The organism is Sphingopyxis sp. Root1497 (assembly GCF_001427085.1).
Classification (GTDB): Bacteria; Pseudomonadota; Alphaproteobacteria; order Sphingomonadales; family Sphingomonadaceae; genus Sphingopyxis.
The window spans coordinates 1,374,729-1,394,721 of record NZ_LMGF01000003.1; the positions used below are offsets into that span (position 1 = coordinate 1,374,729).

General features: G+C 66.7%; 18 protein-coding genes and 1 tRNA gene. 7 read left to right on the plus strand and 12 right to left on the minus strand.

The features are described 5' to 3' along the window. Positions 1-165 precede the first annotated feature (165 nt). Complete coding sequence (locus tag ASD67_RS10015) at positions 166-552, plus strand: lasso peptide biosynthesis B2 protein (RefSeq protein WP_156377639.1); 387 nt, start codon at positions 166-168, stop codon at positions 550-552. Here the strand turns inward: ASD67_RS10015 and ASD67_RS10020 are convergent. Further along, entirely contained in the window at positions 500-1,591 is a 1,092-nt protein-coding gene (locus ASD67_RS10020; protein WP_082544940.1) for a 50S ribosomal protein L11 methyltransferase, read from the minus strand. The two genes, ASD67_RS10015 and ASD67_RS10020, sit on opposite strands and share 53 nt — an antisense overlap. An 85-nt stretch (positions 1,592-1,676) precedes the next feature. Here ASD67_RS10020 and ASD67_RS10025 point away from each other — a divergent pair, with 85 nt between their 5' ends. Then, positions 1,677-2,303, plus strand: a complete 627-nt coding sequence (locus tag ASD67_RS10025) for a 2OG-Fe(II) oxygenase (RefSeq protein WP_056346453.1) — start codon at positions 1,677-1,679, stop codon at positions 2,301-2,303. Here the strand turns inward: ASD67_RS10025 and ASD67_RS10030 are convergent. Next, positions 2,293-4,251, minus strand: coding sequence for an acyltransferase family protein (locus ASD67_RS10030; RefSeq protein WP_056346455.1), 1,959 nt, complete (start codon positions 4,249-4,251; stop codon positions 2,293-2,295). The two genes, ASD67_RS10025 and ASD67_RS10030, sit on opposite strands and share 11 nt — an antisense overlap. A gap of 61 nt (positions 4,252-4,312) precedes the next feature. Here ASD67_RS10030 and ASD67_RS23325 point away from each other — a divergent pair, with 61 nt between their 5' ends. From ASD67_RS23325 to ASD67_RS10045, 3 genes are read left to right on the plus strand one after another with little or no spacing between them, the layout of a single operon-like run. Further along, positions 4,313-4,591 (plus strand): PqqD family protein, encoded by a 279-nt coding sequence (locus tag ASD67_RS23325; protein ID WP_162248562.1) that lies wholly within the window; start codon positions 4,313-4,315, stop codon positions 4,589-4,591. Then, positions 4,588-6,495 carry an asparagine synthetase B family protein gene (locus tag ASD67_RS10040; protein WP_056346460.1) on the plus strand — a complete coding sequence of 636 codons (1,908 nt, stop codon included), beginning with the start codon at positions 4,588-4,590 and terminating at the stop codon, positions 6,493-6,495. Before ASD67_RS23325 ends, ASD67_RS10040 begins: the two co-directional genes overlap by 4 nt. 12 nt (positions 6,496-6,507) lie before the next feature. Further along, complete coding sequence (locus ASD67_RS10045) at positions 6,508-6,783, plus strand: PqqD family protein (protein WP_056346462.1); 276 nt, start codon at positions 6,508-6,510, stop codon at positions 6,781-6,783. Between the two features lie 11 nt (positions 6,784-6,794). Here ASD67_RS10045 and ASD67_RS10050 read toward each other — a convergent pair whose 3' ends face one another. From ASD67_RS10050 to moaA, 7 genes are all read right to left on the minus strand, one after another. Continuing rightward, positions 6,795-7,613 carry a Stf0 family sulfotransferase gene (locus ASD67_RS10050; RefSeq protein WP_056346463.1) on the minus strand — a complete coding sequence of 273 codons (819 nt, stop codon included), beginning with the start codon at positions 7,611-7,613 and terminating at the stop codon, positions 6,795-6,797. Then, a complete protein-coding gene (locus ASD67_RS23330) occupies positions 7,610-8,506 on the minus strand; it encodes a hypothetical protein (RefSeq protein WP_162248563.1) in 897 nt (298 codons plus the stop codon). The genes ASD67_RS10050 and ASD67_RS23330 overlap by 4 nt, the downstream gene beginning before the upstream one ends. A gap of 111 nt (positions 8,507-8,617) precedes the next feature. Further along, positions 8,618-8,779 carry a hypothetical protein gene (locus ASD67_RS23020; RefSeq protein ID WP_156377640.1) on the minus strand — a complete coding sequence of 54 codons (162 nt, stop codon included), beginning with the start codon at positions 8,777-8,779 and terminating at the stop codon, positions 8,618-8,620. Between the two features lie 418 nt (positions 8,780-9,197). Further along, positions 9,198-10,124, minus strand: coding sequence for a lipid kinase (locus ASD67_RS10060; protein ID WP_082544943.1), 927 nt, complete (start codon positions 10,122-10,124; stop codon positions 9,198-9,200). A 341-nt stretch (positions 10,125-10,465) separates the two neighbouring features. Next, positions 10,466-10,540 (minus strand) — tRNA-Asn (locus ASD67_RS10065). 61 nt (positions 10,541-10,601) lie between these two features. Then, positions 10,602-11,372 (minus strand): NAD kinase, encoded by a 771-nt coding sequence (locus tag ASD67_RS10070; protein WP_200938004.1) that lies wholly within the window; start codon positions 11,370-11,372, stop codon positions 10,602-10,604. A gap of 39 nt (positions 11,373-11,411) precedes the next feature. After that, positions 11,412-12,425, minus strand: a complete 1,014-nt coding sequence (gene moaA / locus ASD67_RS10075; protein ID WP_056346471.1) for a GTP 3',8-cyclase MoaA — start codon at positions 12,423-12,425, stop codon at positions 11,412-11,414. Positions 12,426-12,487: 62 nt separating this feature from the next. Here moaA and ASD67_RS10080 point away from each other — a divergent pair, with 62 nt between their 5' ends. Beyond that, on the plus strand, positions 12,488-13,684 hold the full coding sequence (locus ASD67_RS10080; RefSeq protein ID WP_056346473.1) for a GGDEF domain-containing phosphodiesterase: 1,197 nt from the start codon (positions 12,488-12,490) through the stop codon (positions 13,682-13,684). Positions 13,685-13,753: 69 nt separating this feature from the next. Here the strand turns inward: ASD67_RS10080 and mfd are convergent, their stop codons facing one another. After that, positions 13,754-17,248: a transcription-repair coupling factor gene (gene mfd, locus ASD67_RS10085; protein WP_056346475.1), complete on the minus strand. Its 3,495-nt coding sequence runs from the start codon at positions 17,246-17,248 to the stop codon at positions 13,754-13,756. Beyond that, the gene (locus ASD67_RS10090) at positions 17,245-17,511 is read right to left on the minus strand and encodes an FAD assembly factor SdhE (RefSeq protein WP_056346477.1); all 267 of its coding nucleotides are present in this window, start codon (positions 17,509-17,511) and stop codon (positions 17,245-17,247) included. The genes mfd and ASD67_RS10090 overlap by 4 nt, the downstream gene beginning before the upstream one ends. A 75-nt stretch (positions 17,512-17,586) precedes the next feature. Between ASD67_RS10090 and recG the strand changes: the two genes are divergently transcribed. Beyond that, on the plus strand, positions 17,587-19,653 hold the full coding sequence (recG, locus tag ASD67_RS10095; protein WP_056346479.1) for an ATP-dependent DNA helicase RecG: 2,067 nt from the start codon (positions 17,587-17,589) through the stop codon (positions 19,651-19,653). On the opposite strand, the gene ASD67_RS10100 is transcribed toward recG, so the two are convergent. Further along, the gene (locus ASD67_RS10100) at positions 19,650-19,988 is read right to left on the minus strand and encodes a PilZ domain-containing protein (RefSeq protein WP_056346480.1); all 339 of its coding nucleotides are present in this window, start codon (positions 19,986-19,988) and stop codon (positions 19,650-19,652) included. The genes recG and ASD67_RS10100 overlap by 4 nt on opposite strands. Positions 19,989-19,993 lie beyond the last annotated feature (5 nt).

Genomic DNA, 19,993 nt, shown 5'->3' on the forward strand with positions numbered 1-19,993 from the left:
CCATGAGCTGCCCCTGCTCCCGTCGGACGCTGCCATGAGGGGCTACTTATCCCCTTGGGTCCCTGTCGCAGTGCGATCAGCGGACGCTGCGCCACGGTCGCACCGGTGACCGGCTTCGCGCGCTTGCCGTTTGAAAGGCAGAAATTGCTGGTCACGGCGACGCTGATGCTCGCCCTTGTCGCCTTGCTGCGCCGCTTTTTTCCCTTTCGCGCCATCGCCGCGCGGACGCGGCATCCGGACGCGCCCCATGCGGCCCCGGCGCGGCAAGAGGAACTGATCGCGGCGATCCGCTGGGCGATCTGGGCGGCGGCCCGGCGCGTTCCTTGGCGCGCGCAATGTTTCGAGCAGGGCTTCGCCGCGCAATGGTTGCTGACGCGTCGGCATGTGCCGACCACCCTCCATTATGGCGTGGCCAACCGCGCCGACGAAGGCATGGTCGCGCATGTGTGGGTGCGCGCCGGGGATGTCGACGTTGTCGGTTGCAACGGGATCGACGAATTTACCGAGCTGGCGCGGTTTCCGCTGGCACCGGCGGATCGATCCACAGCCTGACATTCGCCATGTCGTGCTGGCCGAGGACGGGAATGTCCTGCCCGTCCTGTGGGTCGAGCATGGTTTCGAAGGCGTGGAACACCGCCGCCCAGGCCGAGGGGGGCGCTTCGGTCGACGGCCGGTTTTCATAAGCGGTGACGCCGTCCATATCGAGCGTGATCCACTGGACCAGGCCGTTGGCCGGTTGTCCTGTCGCGCGCAGCGTCGCCTGCGCGCGGTCGCCGCTCCATGGGGCGGTCGAGGTGAAATCGAATGCGAACAGGTCGACGGCATCGCTTGCCAGCGTCAGGCCGCGACGATTGGTGGGGATACGGAAATTGGGTTCGCGCAGGTCGTCGAAGGCCGACAGGTTGAAGCCCGACACCGTACCGATCGTCCTGGGGAAATCGGCGAGATGCGCGAGCGCGACGCGGATCGTGCCCTGTGCCGGAATGATGATCCCGCCCGGCTTGACGAGGCGCGCGATGGCATCTTCCATCGCAGGGAGCACCCCTTCGCCGAGCATTTCATTGCTGACGATTTCGGAGACGAGGATATCGACCGGGCCGTCCAGCTCGCCGACATCGACATCCTTCGAATGTTTGTCGATCACGGTGATTCGGTGGGCAAATCCGTTGCGCGCGACAATTTCGCGCGCAGTCATCGCCACCGCCGGTTCCATTTCACAGGTATAGACATGCGCCGCCCCGGCGCGGGCCGCCATCATCGCGAGCAATCCGCTGCCCGTCCCGATTTCGAGCACCCGGCTGCCCGGCGTCACCGCGCGTTGCAGCGCCTGGTCATAGGCAAGGTTGCGCGCCAGATCGGCGACGATGACGAAATGCCATTGCGGCACGTCGGTCGTGATGACGTGGCGCGCGATCGTGCGCGCCGCCACATCGCTGTCGGGCAAAGCCAGCACCTGCGCCGCGATTTCGCCCGCGCGCGATTTCCAGCCGTCGCTGCTGAACAACAGGGAAAGGGCGGCGAGCGCGGGGGCGTTGCCGTCGGCCTGGCGGACGAGGGCTTCAAACCCGTGCAATCGATCATCTTTGTTCATCGGCGCAATATATCGGGACGCGGCATCGCCACCAGCAAAAGTTGCGGCTTTACGCCGGGACGGTTGTCAGGAAGAAGAGTCGGTCATGGTGGAACCCAGCCTGGTATGCCCGCTCCGGATCGGCATCGCGCGAACCGAGGTCGACGAGAGCGACGCGACGATCGCCGATATGCGCGTGGCGCTGCTGCGCGATGGCGCGGTGTCGTTCCGGCCGGCGTGGGACGACGGGCTGCTCGACACGCTGCTGCAACTGTGCCGGGCCGCCGACTTCCTGCCCGAAACCATAGCGCGCGTGGGGGAGCGGACATATGAGGGGGGCGACAAGGCGGGGCGGCTGCTGCGCTTCCTGCTCGAGCGGCCAAGCTTCCTCCTTTGGGCGCAGGCGATCGCCGGCTGCGAAACGCTGCATCATGTTACCGGCCTGATCGGCGAAATGGCGCCCGGGACGCAGCAGGGGCTCGACTGGCACGACGATCTGAACGACGGCGGATTGCGCCGGCTGGCGGTGACGGTTCACCTGAGCGATGCGCCCTGTGAGGGCGGCAGTTTCGAGATTCGCGAAAAGGGTTCGGATCGCACGCTGTTCCGGCAGGATGCCCAACCCGCCGGGACGATGACGCTGTTTCGCATCGGTCCGCGGCTGCACCACCGCGTCACCCCGCTGACCGGCGGCGGACCGCGCCGGGTGTTCGGGGGCTGGCTCAGCCGATGACGGGCTGCAGCGCCGGCGCCAGATAGGCCGACCCGTCGAGGGTCAGATGCCCCTGATTGCGATAAAGCAGCCGCCCGTCGATGGCGGCGGGGCAGCGGTCGTGCGGACACAGGCGGTCGAGCGGCGACCAGAGGCGCACATCGGGGCGCTGGGTCGCGATTTCGTCGAGGGCGCGATCGACCGCGGCGGCACGACGCTCGATCGCGGCGCGCGGCTCGGCGCAGCTGTCGGCGCCTCGGCGGACCGTGCAGCGCAGGACGTCGCGGCTGTGCAGGGGCACGTCGCGCGCGATGATCACGCGCAGGCCCAGGCGTCGCGCGGCGTCGACGTCGGCGGCGAGCTGCCGTTCCCATCCAGCCTGCCGGGCGTCCCAGCCGCCCGCGAACAGCAGGGTGCGCAGATTGCGATGGCCCCGTAGACCGGCCAGTTCGGCGCGGACCCGATGTTCGAATGCGGCGCATGCCATCCAGCGCGGATCGCCCCGGCGGACACCAAGGGGCGAACCGCCCGGCGCGCAGCCCGGTTCGGTCCGCGTCAGGATGTGGATGCTCGCCTGCCTGCCCGCGAGGTCGAGCGCGTGGCCGAGCTGGGCGGCATGCGAATCGCCCCATAGCAACAGCGCCGGCCCGCCCGCCGGAGCGCCCGACGCGCAGGGCGCGGGATCGTTGCAAAAGGGAAAGTCGCGCACCGCGCCGCTGCGCGCCGCCCGATATTGCGCCATCAGCGATCCCGCCGGGCTCGGCCGGGCGGCCCAGACCCACAGCGCCGCAGCGAGCGCAAGGCCCGCGACGAGCAGCGCACCGCCGCTTGCGAGCGAGCGGGTGGTGTCGCCAAACCCCGCCACGCGCCGCTCGCGGATCGGCATTTCGACCCGGTGGTACATGATGATGGCGAGCAGCAGGGCGAGCAGGACGAGGCCGGTGTCGCGAACGACATGGATGCCGCCGCCCCATTGGATGCGGACGAAGGCCAGCAGCGGCCAGTGCCACAGATACCAGCCGTAGGAGACCTTGCCGAGACCGGCGATCCAGCGCTGCGACAGCAATCGCGGCACGGCCCCGCGCGGGTCGGCGCCGCCGGCGGCGATCAGCGCGACACTGCCGACGACAGGCAGGGCGGCACGGAAGGAGGGAAAGGGGGTGTGGGCGTCATAGACGAGGATGGCGAGGAGGATCGCCGTGACCCCGAGCGGGGCGAGCCAGCGCGCGCGCGCGGCCGATAGCGGCGGGGCCATGGCGAGCAGGCAACCGGCGCCGAGCTCCCAGGCGCGGGCGGGCAGCAGGAAGAAGGCCGCGCGCGAAGGACCCTGCACGATCGCGAGGGCCAGCGAGGCCGCGACGGCGGCGATGAGGAGAAGGCGCAGCGCGGGAAGGACAGGCCGGTTTCGCCGTCGTGCCAGCGCCGCGGTGCCGGCAAACGCCAGCGGCCAGAGCAGGTAGAATTGTTCTTCCACGCCGAGCGTCCAGAGATGCTGGAGCGGGAGCAGTGTGCTGGCGGGCTCGAAATAGCCGGTCCCGACGGTCCAGAAATGGATATTGGCGGCAAAGAGCAGCGCCATGATCGCCGATCGGGCGAGCGCGACCTGTTCGTCGGGCAGCAGCCAGAGGAAGCCGGCCACCAGCGTCGCGGCGACCACCAGCAGCAGCGCGGGCAGCAGGCGTCGGACGCGCCGCGCGTAGAAATCGGCGAGGCCGATCCGTCCGTGCGCATCATATTCGTCCGCGAGCAGCCGCGTGATCAGAAAGCCCGAGATGACGAAGAAAATGTCGACGCCGACAAATCCCCCGGCGGAGAAGGGCAGGTTGATGTGGCAGGCGACCACCGCCGATATCGCGATCCCGCGCAGGCCGTCGATATCGGCACGATGTTCGGTGGTCCGCGCGATAGGGTTTCGCTCCAAGAAGATGCCGGGGATCGAGCGGACAGGATTGGCGGACTTGTCGCGCACTGTTATCGTCAGGTCAATTCCGACAAGATGTCGGTCGAATGCCAGACCGGGGATGCATGACGTGGACGGAGATGAGCGGCGTTTCGCCCCGAGCAAGGCAATGGTGTGGACCGACAATGGCGGCCCGATCCTGTTGTTCGACCAGGACCGGGGCAGCTATCACTCGCTCAACAAACAGGCGTCGGAAATGTGGCGGATGATCGCTGACGGCGCGAACCGCACGCAGATCGTTGCGGCGCTGGCGTCATCCTATGAAGCGCCGGAGGGCGTCCTCGCGGCCGATGTCGCCGATTTTCTGGACAGCGCGACGGCAAGCGGCCTGATCGTCGTTCGCGCATGAGCGGTATCGCCGGGCTGGTCTTTGCGAGCGGGCGGCCGGTCACGGCGGACATGCTGGACCGCCTGGCCGCCGCCACCCCGCACCTCGGGATCGACGGCGTCGGCCGCTGGCACGACGGCCCTGCGGGTTTCGTCCGCTTTGCGCTGCACACCACCCCCGAGGCGACGACCGAAGCGCAGCCGCACGCCGATCGCGCGTCGGGCGCGGTGATCCTGTTCGACGGGCGCCTCGACAATCGCGACGCGTTGCGCGAGGCGCTGGGTCCCGCCGATCCCGGTGCGGCGGCACCCGATTGCGTCATCGTAGTGGCCGCGCATGGCCGTTTCGGCGACGAGCTGCCGCAACGGCTGGTCGGCGACTATGCGCTGGCGATCTGGCAACCAGGCACGCGCCGCCTGTTTGCGGCGCGTTCGCCGGTCGGGATGCGCCCCTTTTTGTGGACTCGGCAGGACGATTTTTTCGCCTTTGCGAGCGAGCCGTCGACGCTGATCCGCGGGCTCGGCTTGCCGAAGCGCCTGAACGAAGGCGCGATCGGCGAGCATCTGGCGGCGCGTTTCGTGACCGATACGGAGACTTTGTGGGACGGCATATACCGCCTGCCGCCGGGACATGCGCTTTGCATCGACGATGGCAGGGTGCGGAGCTGGTGCTGGAACGCGGGGCCGTTCGCGGACCATATGGACTTGTCCGAATCGGAACATGTCGAACAGTTTCGCACGCTGTTCGACCAGGCGCTGATCGCGACGACGCGGTCGGAGCGACCGGTCGCGGCGCAATTGTCGGGTGGCCTCGATTCATCGGCGGTCGTCTGCCGCATCGACCAACTCGTCCGCGACGGGCATATCGGGGCGATGGTCGAGGCGGTATCGGCGCGCTACCCCGGCGAAATCTGTGACGAAGGCGAATGGATCGCCGAGGTCGAGGCGCAATGCGGGATTCGATCGACCATGGTCGAAGGGGCACCGTTCGATGCGATGAAGGCAGCGACATGGTGCGCGCAGACGCTGCACCTGCCGCTGCGCCCCAACACGGCGGGGACGGTCGAGTCGGTGTGCCGCCATATGAACGATCGCGGCCTGCGCGTCGCCCTGACCGGCGAGGGCGGCGACGACTGGCTGGCCGGATCGCGCGCGCACTGGCCCGACCTGTTCCGGCGCGGAAGATGGGGCGGCCTGGCAAGCGAAGCCGGGGCCGCCGGCGCGGGATGGGGCCGGCCAGTGCGCGCGACGCGGGCGATATTGGCCGGTGCGGTAGGACCGTTGCTGTCACGATCGCGGCGCGAACGGCTGTTGCGCCCGCATCTCGATTTTTCCCAAGACACGCCGCCATGGCTTTCGCCCGACTGGGCCCGCCGGATCGACCTTGCGGATCGCTGGGCCGACGCGCCGCGCCCGCCGGCGCTCGGCTCCTTCTCGCAGACCCAGCGCTATCGCGTCTATTCGCTGGCGCGGCGGCACATCAACATGGACAATGTATTCAGCTATGCCGCGAGCCGGGGCATCGAGTTTCGCCATCCCTTTCACGATCTGCGGCTGACGCGTTTCCTGATGGGCGCGGCGGGCGACATGTTGCGGCGCGGCGACAGCAAGAAATATCTGCTGCGCGAAGCGATGCGCGACGCCCTGCCCGAAAGGATCCGGCAGCGGACCGACAAGGCCAATATTTCGGCCCCGATCATCGACGCGGTGACGGAAAGACTGGAAAAGCGCCCCTTTCGCGATATGCATGGGGTCCGCAACGGATGGGTCGATGCGGCTGTTCTCGAGCAAATCCAGGCCGAACATCTCGTCTGGCGCGGGGCGGGCGGCGGCGCGCCGCCCGTGTCGGCCTATGCGGCGGTCTGGAACATGGTTGCGACCGACATGTGGCTTGAATATGCGTTCGAAAATGAACGCGGCGAATGAAGGACGATCCCGATGATGACAGAAACCAGCGTGGTGGCGCGTGTCGATACGATGGTGTCGTCGGAAGTCGATGGCGAGGTCGTCATCATGAGCATCGAGAGCGGCCATTTCTTTCGGCTGAATCATAGCGCGTCGCGCATCTGGGACCTGCTCGATACACCCAAGGACTTGGCGACCCTGTGCCGCCATCTGGGCGACCGGTTCGAAATGGATGCCGCCGACGGGCAGGCGGACGTGGTCGAATTCGTGAGCGCGATGCAGGCGAAGGGGCTGTTGACGGTCAACTGACCGGCGGCGCGTCATGCCGTCCGGGCGGCATGGTCCTCGAGGAATTGCAGCATCAGGGCGTCGCTGGTGCCGTTCGACTGGCGCCGCATCCGCTGTGGCAGGGGCACGGGGTTCGTCGCCCCCAGATCGACCAGCAGCGCACCGATGACGCCTTCGGGATCGGCGACCATATCCTCATAGGCGATCATTCGCGGCGCGATGCCATTGGCGGCGAAGAAGCCGCGCCAATGGCCATGGCTGAACGCGCCGAAGGCGAGCAGGGCCATGATGCGATCATAATCATAGGCGGCCTGCCCCGAGGCGGGCCTGCTCTGCGATCCGTCGATCACGCGCCATATCCCGGTCTGCGTGGCGACCAGCGACGACACCGCCTGACGCAGGCCGTCGCGGCGATAGAGATAGACATAGTGCGGATTGGGCAGGATGGCCGTCAGCATCGCCGCCATCGCGCGATAATCCTCCGCCGGGACCGCGTCGGCGGGGCGTTCCAGTCGCGCCGGGTCGTGATCCGGCTGCGTTTCCAGAACGAGTTCGGCGATATCCTGCCAGAACATTTTGATCGACAAGGTGCCATTGGCGTCGGTGCGGTGGCGGTGCATCGCGGCGACGTAGCGATCGAGATCGGGCGTCTGCCACCGTTCGGCGAGGGTGGGACGAAATCCGCGATGCAGATATTCGAGCGGGCATCCCAGCCCGCCGGCAAAGGCGATGGCTTCGCCGAGCAGCGTGCTGCCCGATCGCGGATGGCTGGCGATGATCAGGCTTTTGCGCGGCGCACCGGCCCATGGCGCATAGTCGGCCGCGGCCAGCGAAAGGTCATATTGGGTCACGCCGCCCGCCGATCGATCAGCGGCGCGACCGTGTCGACGACGGCGGGCAGCATGGCATAGGTGCGGGGGTAGGACAGGGCAAAGACGGGCACGTCCGCCGCGACCCGATTGAAGCGGCGCATCAGGTCGGCGTTTTCGACGGGGTCGCGCGGATTGAACGGGACGATCTGCGAGCAGATCATCACCAGCACCTCGGGCCCCGCCAGCGGTTCCAGTCGGATCGCGCTGTCGTCGGTTGCCGCCGACAGAAGAATGATGGCGTTCAGCGGCAGCGGAGCCGACGGACCCGCCGCAGGACGATAGGCATATTTTCCTTCATATCCCGCCATCGGCGACAGATGCGCGGCGGAAATATCCAGCCCGTCGACTGCATCCTGCCACAGCGACACGCCGGGCACGCCGCCAAGCGCCAGCGGGCAGTCGCCATCGTCGAGGATCGACATGTCGTCGCTGAAAATCCGCCAGCCGAGATTGCGCGCGAGGGCCGCGGTCGTCGTCGACTTGCCCGAGCTGGAGGCTCCAAGCAACAGCAAGGCACCGGCGTCGTCGCCTAGGGTCGCCGCGTGAATGGGCAGGCGGCCGTGCAAATAGCAAAGTTTGGGGAGGATGCGGCGCACCAGGATTTCAGCAAGCAGCGACAGATCCGATGGTTGCGGACAATGACAGACCAGCCGCCGCCCCGTCGCATCGACACGGACGCCGGTCGCCCGATGGCGAAAAATCCAGTCCGACCCGAAGGAATGGAGCGCCAGACCATAGCGGCCGGCCGACTGATGGATCAGGCGCCCGTCGGGCAGATCGTCGAACGACAGTTCGATATGGATGTCGGCGATGGCGCGAGCGATGGTGGCCGGCAGCGCTACCAGAAAAGGCAGGGGGAATGACGACGACAAGTGCAGGCCGCCGAATTCATAAGAGCATACGGCCGCCGGTCGATCACGAACGGCCCGCGAGCAGGCGGGATCGGTCAAAACACAAGCCCCTGTCTAGGGCTTTGGTGCGGCTCAGCTCAGGTTGCTGATGCCGTCGCCGATGCGGTAGCTGATCCCGCGGGCAACCGTCACCGGCTGAAAATCGGCGATTTCCGGCTTGATCCACGCTTCCTTCGCACTCGCCAAGACTTCGTTCGTGTTGTGAACAATGTCTGCAGTTTCTTTGTTGGACATGCCGTTTCCCCTAGTGAACTCGGTTACCATAAGCGGGGATTGCCGGGTGCACAAGCGATTACGCCAGTTACAAACTATGACCGATTGTTGATGGTTCGGGATTGCGGTTCGGCTGCCCCGAACCGTGATCTGTGCTTGAGAGAATTTTCTGCATCATCATCAGTCTCAGGACCTAGGCGAACCCCAATTGGCGACTATCGAACCACGGTCTACCTTCGCATCGCCAAGAGGGCTCCGTCTCGCAGGGCCCCTCCCTAAGCTGCCACGGTGCGTGTTGAACGGCATCGTCTGACGAGCCGATCTGTGCCATTGGATGTTGGCCTTGTCAGCGGCGCCTGGTCCTCGATGGTGCGAGCGGAAACGGCAGCAGCCATTCACCTTCCCGAAACCTGCCAGTCCGCAACCGGCCAAAGATTTCTCAGCTGTGGTACAGACGCACCGGGTACTTAGCGGCCTCGGCGTCGGACGGAGTAAATACGGTCACGGCGGCAGGAAGCACGCGGAAATGGGCGGGTGTCGCGGTCACGATCTCGCCGTCGGTGTTGATCGGCATTGGGAGCCGCGTTTCAATGTCGAACTCCACACACCTTGCGGTGCGAACCTCCTTCCACGCGCCGTGGGTGCCGGTCCGAAAGGCGCGGACCATGACGGCCAGCTTCCAGAGATTTCGCATCTCCAGGCTATAGAGGTCGAGCGTGCCGTCATCGATAGCGGCCGTTTTCTCAACGACATTGCCGCCGCCGTATAGGCGGCCGTTCCCGATCGCGATCTGGTAGGTTTTGACTATCGTCCCGCTTCCCTTTTCGACGATCCTCGCGCGAAAACGCCGGGCGCCCGCCAGGATGCGGAGCGCGGCAACGGCATAGCCGAGCCGCCCGAAGCGCTTCTTGATGCCGGGATCAAGCCTTTGCGCCAATTCGCTGCTCAACCCGATGCTCGCGACGTTGAAGAAGGCATGGCCGTTCACGGTGCCGACGTCGATCTGTCTCTTATGGCCGGCGACGATAACGTCTGCGGCGGCGGCGAAGTCGAGCGGGATCGAGAGCGTCCGGGCCAGATCGTTGGCCGTACCCGCGGGGATAATGCCGAGCGGCAGCCCGCTATCGATGATCGCCGGCGCGGCCGATGAGATCGACCCGTCGCCGCCGCAAACCACAACAGCGTCCGCGGTTCGATGAAGGCGCGTGATGTCGCTCGCAATCTCGGGGAGATTCTCGAAGGGTTCGACGGTGACGGTAAGGCCGCCGGCTTCTAGCCGGCCACACACCGGTTCGAGCGCGCTTTCGCCTTGCCGCGCTCTCGCATTGTGAAGCAGCAGGACGCGCTTGCCTGTTTGTGATGGCATTGACCGAACCTTCGGGGAAAGATGCGCCGGGCCATGCCGGCTATACCCAATCCGCATCCAAGGCCAGAAGGTATGATGGGTGCCGGTAGGGGTTATAGCTCGATCTCGGCATATCGGGCACCCGGGACGCGTTTCCTGTTCTTTCCTAACGCCGGTCTTTCTACTCCATAGCCCTATCAGTCAATTTTGCCTTTGGAGAGCAAAGCAAACTACGATAATTTACGTGCAAATAGGACTGGCATCGATTGTCGACGCCGACGAATCAAATCGGGGCTCGACGAGCCGCAAACCACGCAAAGCTAGGGTGCTTTGGCGTAGGCTTTCGTATGTCTGGAAAGAAATGGCTCCCCGGGTAGGATTCGAACCTACGGCCGCTCGATTAACAGTCGAGAGCTCTACCGCTGAGCTACCGAGGAACATGCCGGCGAGCCGGACAAGGCGGCCCCTTTGCCGCCGCGCGCGGCATTTTGCAAGACCTCAAACGATAAATTGTTCCATCGCGATGCGTTCGTCGAGCCCCTGGTCGGGATCGAACAGCAAAGTCAGCGGGCGGCTGCGGTCGGTGGTCACCAAAACCGTCTTCACATCGCGGATTTCGCGCTGGTCGGCGACCGCGCTGACCGGGCGTTTGGCGGCCTCGCGGACGTTGAAGCGGATGCTCGTCGATTCGGGGACCAGCGCGCCGCGCCAGCGCCGCGGGCGAAAGGGGCTGATCGGGGTCAGCGCCAGCATCTGCGATTCGAGCGGCAGGATCGGGCCGTTGGCGCTGAGGTTGTACGCGGTCGATCCCGCCGGGGTCGACACCAGCACGCCGTCGCATGCCAGTTCCTCGAGCATCGTCTTTTCGTTGATCATCACCTCGAGCTTCGCCGCCTGGCGCGTTTCGCGGAGCAGCGAGATTTCGTTGATCGCGGGCAATATATGGCGCTCGCCGCTGATCGTGGTGATGTCGCCCGACAGCGGATGGATGAGGAAGGGCCGGGCTGCGGCGAGCCGGTCGAGCAGCCCTTCGACGCGAAACTCGTTCATCAGGAAGCCGATGGTGCCGCGGTTCATCCCGAACACCGGCAAGCTGCGCCGCTGGTCGAGCAGCTGGTGCAGCATGTGGAGCAGGAACCCGTCGCCGCCGAGCACGATCAACAGATCGGCGTCGTTGAGTTCGACGAAGTCGTAGAGCGGGCGCAATTCGGCCTCGGCCTCCATCGCGACGGGCGAATTCGACGCGACGAGCGCGATCTTGCGTTGCATATTGGTCAGGTCCCCGTGCCTTTAAACTGGGGCGGGGTGTCAGCCGCCCGTTGCACTCATATGACGCGCGACCGCCGGTTTGGACTTTCGGTCGATATGAAAGTCATGCGCGCGGGGTTTGCCAGCCAATGCGCCGTCAATCAAGCCGTCGACTGCATGCGCGCCGCCGTCGCGCAGCGCGGCGCGCAGGTCGACATGATCCTCCTGGCCGAGGCACATATAGATGCGCCCCTCGACGGTCAGGCGGATGCGGTTGCAGGTCGTGCAGAAATTGTCGCTGAGCGGGGTGATCAGGCCGAGGGTCACCGGACTGTCCTCGACCGCGAAATAGCGCGCCGGGCCGCCGGTCTTTTTGTCGATCGGGAAGATCGCGCGTTCGGCCCGCAGCGGCGCGACGAACGCGTGGAGCGGGATATAATGGTCGCTGCGGTCGTCGGCGATGTCGCCGAGCGGCATGGTTTCGATCAGCGTCAGGTCGCAGCCGTTGGCGGCGCACCAGGCCAGCATCGGCAGCAACTGATCCTCGTTGAGTCCCGCGAGCGCGACCATGTTGATCTTGACGGCAAGGCCCGCATGCCGCGCCGCGGCGACGCCCTTCAGCGCGACGTCGAGGTCGCCGACGCGCGTGATGTGGCGGAAGGCGGCCGGGTCGAGTGTGTCGAGGCTGACGTTGATTCGGCGCACGCCCGCGGCGGCGAGTATCGGCGCATATTCGGCGAGCCGCATAGCGTTGGTGGTCAGCGTCAGTTCGTCGAGTCCCTCGCCGATCAGCGCGCCGAGTCGCTCCGCGAGCGTGTCGATGCCGCGCCGGACCAGCGGTTCGCCACCGGTCAGGCGGATGCGGCGGATACCGCGCGCGACGAAGCGCTCGGCGAGCTCGGCCATTTCCTCGATGCTAAGAACTGCCGATTTTGGCAGAAAAATCATGTCCTCCGCCATGCAGTAACGACAGCGGAGGTCGCAGCGGTCGGTCACCGACAGGCGCAGATAATCGATCCGGCGGCCATGGCCGTCGGTAAGGGGTACCGGGGACGAGGGTGACAACGGAGCCATCTTTGTAAACCTTGCTGCAAAATGCAGGGGATTGGCAAGCAATGCCTGCTATGGGAGCGCCGATGAATCGCGCAGTTGACACCTTCTCCGCCGCCGTCGGCCACCTTGAATCGCTTCATTTGCGGCATGATGCCGATGTCGGCGTCATCCTGGTCCAGGTCGACCAGCTCGCGCGGATCAACAACAGTGCCGGCACCGCGGCGGGCGATGCGGTGCTCGAAGAGATCGGACGGCGGCTTGAAAATTTCGCCGGCGACGAGTTCGGACGGGGATCGCACGTCGACCGGCTCGACGGCCCGCGCTTCCTGATCGTCCCCGCCGCCGCGCTGTCGCTCGGCGCGCTGAGGGCGCAGGAGCGTGCGCTGCATGTCGCGCTCGCCGAACCGATGGTCGGCGATCCCAACGGCCGGCTGGCGATTCGCATCGCAGCCGCGCAGATCGTCCGCGAGGAATCGGTCGCCGAACAGTTGCGCACCGCGAGCGACCAGCTTGCCCGCCCCGCGTCGGCGCGCGACGGCGCGATGGTCAAGGCGGCGCTCGAGCGCGACGAGGTCGTCATCTTCTACCAACCGCAATATGACGTCGCGACCGGCGAAATGACCGGGGTCGAGGCGCTGCTGCGCTGGCAGCATCCCGAACTCGGGCTGCTCGGTGCCGGGGCGCTGGTCACCGCGGCGCGCGCGGCGCGGATGGAATGCGAACTGACCGAACAGGCGCACAGGGTCGCGATGGCCGAGATGGCGAAATGGCCCAAGCCGCTGTCGAAGCTGCGCGTGTCGCTCAACATCACCGCCGCCGACCTTGGCGATCCCGATTTCGCCGATCGGTTCGCCGCGATGGCAAAAAGCGCGGGGGTTGATCCCGACCGGCTGACCCTCGAACTCACCGAACAGGCGATGCTCAGCGATCCCGCGAGCGCCGCCGAACAACTCGCGCAGATCCGCGCGCTGGGTAGCGCGATCGCGATCGACGATTTCGGCACGGGCTATTCCAGCCTGTCGCTGCTCGCGCGGCTGCCGATCGATTATCTCAAGATCGACAGCGGCTTCACGCGCACCATCGACGGCAGCGACCGCGACCGAATCGTCGTGCGGGCGATCGTCGACCTTGCACGCGCGCTGGGGTTGCTGGTGGTGGCCGAGGGGATCGAGAATGAGGCCCAGCTCGTCCGGCTGGGCGAACTGGGGGTTGCCACCTGGCAGGGATTTTTGAAATCGGGGCCGGTGCCGTGGGATCAGTTGCTGGCGCTGATGGAATAGCCCTCGTCGCCCCCGCGAAGGCGGGGGCCCGCAAGGTGGCTGGCGGCCCCCGCCTTCGCGGGGGCGAAGCTAGCCCGCCTGCTTCGCCAGCTTCCCCAACCCCTTCGACAATTGCAGCGCGCCGTTCAGCCGCGCCCCAGTGCTCACCCAATCGCCGCTGATCGACAGCTTGTTGTCGGGGCGAATGCGCGCGCGGCCCTTCAGCCTTTCGACATAGGCAATCAGACCGGGAACGTTGGCGAATTGGTCGCCGTGGAAGCTGACGAGGGCGCCCTTGGTACCGACGTCGAGCTTGGCGATGCCGGCGGCCTTGGCATTGGCCTTGATCTCCATCAGCTGGACGAGGTTCGCCGTCTCGGGCGGCAGCGGGCCGAAGCGATCGATCATCTCGGCCGCGAAGGCGTCGAGCGCGGGGCGATCCTGCGCGTCGTTGAGGCGGCGGTACAGCGCCATCCGCAGCGGCAAATCGGGGACATAATCCTCGGGGATCAGGATCGGCGCGTCGACGGTGATCGTCGGCGACAAGGCTTCGCGCGGTGGCAGCTTTCCGGCGCCCTCGGCCTTGGCGACCAAAATCGCCTCCTCCAGCATCGACTGATAAAGTTCGAAACCGACCTCGCGGATATGCCCCGACTGTTCGTCGCCCACCAGGTTGCCGGCACCGCGGATGTCGAGGTCGTGGCTCGCGAGCTGGAAACCCGCCCCCAATGTGTCGAGGTCGCCGAGCAATTTCAGCCGCTTTTCCGCGGTGTCGGTAATCGCGCCATGTTCGGGGGTGGTGAGATAGGCGTAGGCGCGCGTCTTCGCGCGCCCGACGCGGCCGCGCAGCTGATACAGCTGGGCGAGGCCGAAACGGTCGGCGCGGTGGATGATCAGGGTATTGGCACTCGGAATGTCGAGACCGCTCTCGACGATGGTGGTGGACAACAGCACGTCATATTTGCGGTCGTAGAAGGCGCTCATCCGGTCCTCGACCTCGGTCGGGGTCATCTGGCCGTGCGCGACGACATATTTGATTTCGGGAACGCGGTTGCGCAGGAATTCCTCGATATCGGGCAGGTCCTTGATCCGCGGCACGACGAAGAAGCTCTGCCCGCCGCGATCATGCTCGCGCAGCAACGCTTCGCGCAGCACGACCGCATCCCACGGCGCCACGTAAGTACGCACCGCCAGGCGATCGACCGGCGGCGTCTGGATCACGCTGAGTTCGCGCAGGCCCGACATGGCCATCTGCAAGGTGCGGGGGATTGGGGTCGCGGTGAGCGTCAGGACGTGGACGTCGGTCTTGAGCTGCTTCAACCGCTCCTTGTGGACGACGCCGAAGCGCTGTTCCTCGTCGACGATGACCAGGCCGAGGTTCTTGAACTCGACCGATTTCGCGATCACCGCATGGGTGCCGACGACGATGTCGATCTGCCCGCTCGTCAGGCCGTCGCGTGTCTTCTGCGCCTCGGCGCCTGGGACAAGGCGCGAAAGACGACCGACGTTGATCGGAAAGCCTTTGAAGCGCTCGACGAAGTTGGTGAAATGCTGGCGCGCCAGAAGCGTGGTCGGACAGACGAGTGCGACCTGCACCCCCGCCATCGCCGCGACGAAGGCGGCGCGCAGCGCGACTTCGGTCTTGCCGAAACCGACGTCGCCGCACACCAGCCGGTCCATCGGGCGCCCCGACGCCATGTCGGCGAGCACGTCGCCGATCGCGCGGTCCTGATCGTCGGTTTCCTGATAGGGGAAGCGGTCGGCGAAGGCGGGGTAGGCGGCGTCGGCGGCGAGCAATTCGCCCGAGCGCAACGCGCGCTGCGCCGCGGTCGCGAGCAATTCGCCCGCGATCTCGCGAATACGCTCCTTCATCCGTGCCTTGCGGCGCTGCCAGGCTTCGCCGCCCAGCTTGTCGAGACCGACGCCGTCGCTCTCGCCGCCGTAGCGCGACAGGACGTCTAGATTTTCGACCGGGACATAGAGCTTGTCGCCGCCCGCGTAAGTGAGAGCGACGCAATCATGGGGGCTGTTGCCCACCGGGATCGAGGTCAGCCCCTCATACCGCCCGATGCCATGATCGAGATGGACGACGAGATCGCCGACGCTAAGCGTCGCAAGTTCGGCAAGGAAGGCATCGGCGCTCTTGCGGCGCTTTTGCCGCCGGACAAGGCGCTCGCCGAGGATGTCCTGCTCGGTGAGCAGACTGATCGCGTCGGACGCGAAGCCATGGTCGAGCGGCAGCACGACCATCGCGGTGGCGCCGCCGGTCTCGGCCGAGGCGGTGCCGAGCGCGTCCTGCCAGCCGTCGGCGGGGGCGAGCGAGGTCACGCCATGATCGCGCAGCAGCCCCGACAGGCGATCGCGCGCGCCGACCGAATAGCTGGCGATGATCGTCCGGCGCCCCTTGCGGCGTTCGTCCGACAGATGATCGGCGACCTTGTGATAGACATTGAGGTCGGCGGCGCGCTCGGGGGTGAAATCGCGCGCGGCGAAGGTTTCGAGATCGATGATCGTCGCCGCGGGCGGAACATCGAAGGGCGTGACGATGTGGATCGGGCGGCTGGCGGCGGCCGCGCCCCAATCCGTCTCGGTCAGGTAGAGCGTTTCGGGCGTCAGCGGGCGGTAGCTGCCCGGCGATTCGCGTTCGGCGGCGACGCGGTTGGCGTGATAGTCGGCGATCGCGGCGAAGCGCGTCTCGGCGGTCGCCTCGGTGCGGTGCCCACGCAGCACCGGGGTCGCGGGGTCTATATGGTCGAACAGGGTGGCGAGCCGTTCCTCGAACAGTGGCAACCAATGGTCCATGCCCGCCTGCCGCCGGCCCTCGCTGACCGCCTGATACAGCGGATCGCCGGTCGACTGCCCGCCAAACAGGTCGCGATAGGCCGAGCGGAAGCGCTTGATCGTCGCCTCGTCGAGCAGGGTTTCGGACGCGGGCAGCAGCTGCAGCGCCTTGGCTGGGCCGAGGCTGCGCTGGTCGGCGGGATCGAAGCGGCGGATGCTTTCGATCTCGTCGCCGAAGAAATCGACCCGCAGCCCGTTCTCCTCGCCGGCGGGGAACAGGTCGAGGATACCGCCGCGCACCGCGAACTCGCCCTGGTCGGCGACGGTGTCGACGCGGCTGAAGCCGTTGGCGACGAGCAGCTCGGCCAGCGCGTCGCGGTCGATCCGCTGACCTGCCGCCAGCGTCGTCGCGAGCTGGCGGATGCGGAACGGGGTCAGCGTGCGCTGGGTGATCGCGGCGACGGTGGTCAGGATCAGTTCGCCGCGTTTGGCGGGCTGTTGCAGCGCGGACAGCGTCGCCAGCCGGTCGGCGCTGACCCGCATCGACGGTCCGGCGCGATCATAGGGCAGGCAATCCCACGCCGGGAAGCGATGGACGGCGAGGTCGGGCGCAAAGAAGGGCGCAGCATCGGCGATCGCCTGCATCGCGGTATCGTCGGTCGCGACATAGACCAGCCTTTTGTCGCTGGCGCGCGCGAGGTCGGCGAGCAGCAGCGGCAGGAACCCGTCGGCGGCGCGCGCCAGTGTCAGCGGTGCGGGGGCCGACGCGATGGCGGCAAATATGTCGGCGGCGCTTCGCGTCATGGCAGCGGGATATAGTCCAGCCGGCGCATCGCGGCGATCATCTCGGGGCGGTCGAGATGCGCGGGCGGTTCGCCGGTCCCGAGCGCCCAGCTCATGATGTCGACATCGTCCTCGTCGACGACGATTTCGTACCAGGCGATCTCGTCTTCGCTCCATTTGGCCGAATAGCGGTCGAAAAAGCCGCCGATCATATAGTCGGCCTCGCGCGTGCCGCGGTGCCAGGCACGGAATTTCAGGCGTTTGAGGCGGTCGGTGGCGGACATGGCGCGAATCCCGATAGCCCATGTCGCCGGGAGTGGCGCACGGGGCAAGCAAGCGATAGATGGGACGCAGTAGCCATGCGACCCGAGATACTCAATCCGCTCTTTGCCGCGCTGACCGACCTCAAGGGCGTCGGACCGCAGCTTGCCAAGCCGCTGACGCGGCTGGGGCTGGAGCGCGTCGTCGACGTGCTGTTCCACCTGCCTACTGGACTGGTGCAACGCTACCCGATCGATCGGCTCGACGATGCGCAGGTCGGGCAGCAGATCATCGTCACGCTGACCGCGCAGGAGTATCGCTCGGGCCGCAGTCCCCGCGCGCCGTTCGGGGTCGAGGCGTTCGACAGCGCGGGCGACCATGTCCGGCTCGTCTATTTCGGGCGCACTGCGGGGCTCGCCAAAAAGCTCTTCCCGCTCGGCGAGGTAAGACGGGTCTCGGGTCGGCTCGACAGCTATGGCGACATGCGCCAGATCGTCCATCCCGACCATGTTGCCGAGATGGACAGCGCGGAAGCGATCGCTACCAGCGAGTCGGTCTATCCGCTGACCGAGGGCCTCACCAATGCGCGGCTGACCCAACTGGTCGAGATCGCGCTCGAACGGCGGCCCGAGCTGACCGAGTGGATCGACGGACCGCTGCTGGCGCTGCGTGAATGGCCGGCGTGGAACGAGGCGCTGACCCGCGCGCATGCCAGCCCGCACGACGCGGCGGCGCATGACCGGCTCGCCTATGACGAGATTTTCGCGAGCCAGGTTGCGCTGATGCTGATCCGGCAGGGGCTGCGTAACCGCAAGGGGCGCGCGATCGTCGGCGATGCGCGGCTCACCGGCGCGCTGCGCCTGCCGTTCGGGCTGACCGGCGCACAGGAGCGGGTGGGGCGCGAGATCGCCGCCGACATGGGCCGCGACACCCCGATGCTGCGGATGCTGCAGGGCGATGTCGGGTCGGGCAAGACGCTCGTCGCGCTGCGCGCGATGCTGGCGGCGGTCGAGGCGGGAACGCAGGCGGCGCTGCTTGCGCCGACCGAGATCTTGGCGCGCCAGCATTATGCGACCTTGCAGGCGATGCTCGCGGGTCTGCCGGTCACCATCGCGATCCTGACCGGGCGCGACAAGGGGCGGGTGCGCGAATCGACGCTGATGGGCCTCGCCGACGGCAGCATCGACATCCTTGTCGGCACCCACGCGATTTTCCAGGAGGCGGTGACCTATCGCGACCTCGCGCTCGTCGTGGTCGACGAACAGCATCGTTTCGGCGTCGCGCAGCGGCTGATGCTCACGGGCAAGGCGGCGCGTCCCCCGCACCTGTTGGTGATGACCGCGACCCCGATCCCGCGCACGCTGCTGCTCGCCAACCATGGCGAGATGGACGTGTCGCGGATCGACGAAATGCCGCCGGGCCGCACCCCGGTCGACACGCGCGTCGTCTCGGTCGATCGACTCGACGAAGTGGTCGACGGGCTGGCACGGCATCTCGCCAGCGGAGCGCAGGCCTATTGGGTGTGCCCGCTGGTCGCCGAGAGCGAGACCAGCGAACTCGCGGCGGCGGAGGAACGCGCGGAACTGCTGCGCCTGCGGCTCGGCGCCGATCGGGTCGGGCTGGTGCATGGCCGGATGAAGGGACCCGACAAGGATGCGGTGATGGCGCGCTTCCAGGCGGGCGAGATCGGCGTGCTCGTCGCTACCACGGTGATCGAGGTCGGGGTCGACGTGCCGGCGGCAAGCCTGATGGTGATCGAGCATGCGGAGAATTTCGGCCTCGCCCAGCTGCATCAGCTGCGCGGCCGCGTGGGGCGCGGTACCGCGAAATCGGTGTGCCTGTTGTTGCGCTCGCAGGCCCTTTCGGAAACCGCGCGCGAGCGGCTGGCGCTGATGCGCGACACCAATGACGGGTTCGTGATCGCCGAGAAGGATCTGGAACTGCGCGGCGGCGGCGAACTGCTCGGGCTCAAGCAGTCGGGCGATGCCGATTATCGCGTTGCCAGCCCCGAGCAACTGGTGCGCTTGTTGCCGATCGCCCATGACGATGCGCGCCTGTTCATCGAACGCGACGGCGGCATCGAAGGGACGCGCGGGGAGGCGGTGCGTCTTTGTCTCTATCTGTTTGAGCGCGATGCGGCGGTGCCGCTGCTGCGCAGCGGTTAGGCGTCGCCGCGGGCGCCCATCGCGCGGATCATCGGCAGATAATCCTCGACCGCGATCATCTTTGCGAACTGCACCCCTGTCTTGCCGCCGAGCGACCAGATCACGCTGGCGGCGATGCGGCCGATGATCGGCATGCGGAACACGATCATGTCGCCGATCTCCAGCCCGCGCTCATAGCGCATCAACAGGCCGTCGGCGCTGATATTGACGCAAGTGCACATTTCCTGGCCGCCGTCGGGCAGGATGAAGGGCAGGCGGCAATAGACGTCGCTACGCGCCGCGAGGCGCTGGTCGAGGCCGACATAATGGGCCTTGTTGGTGTCGATCTTACGCATGACGA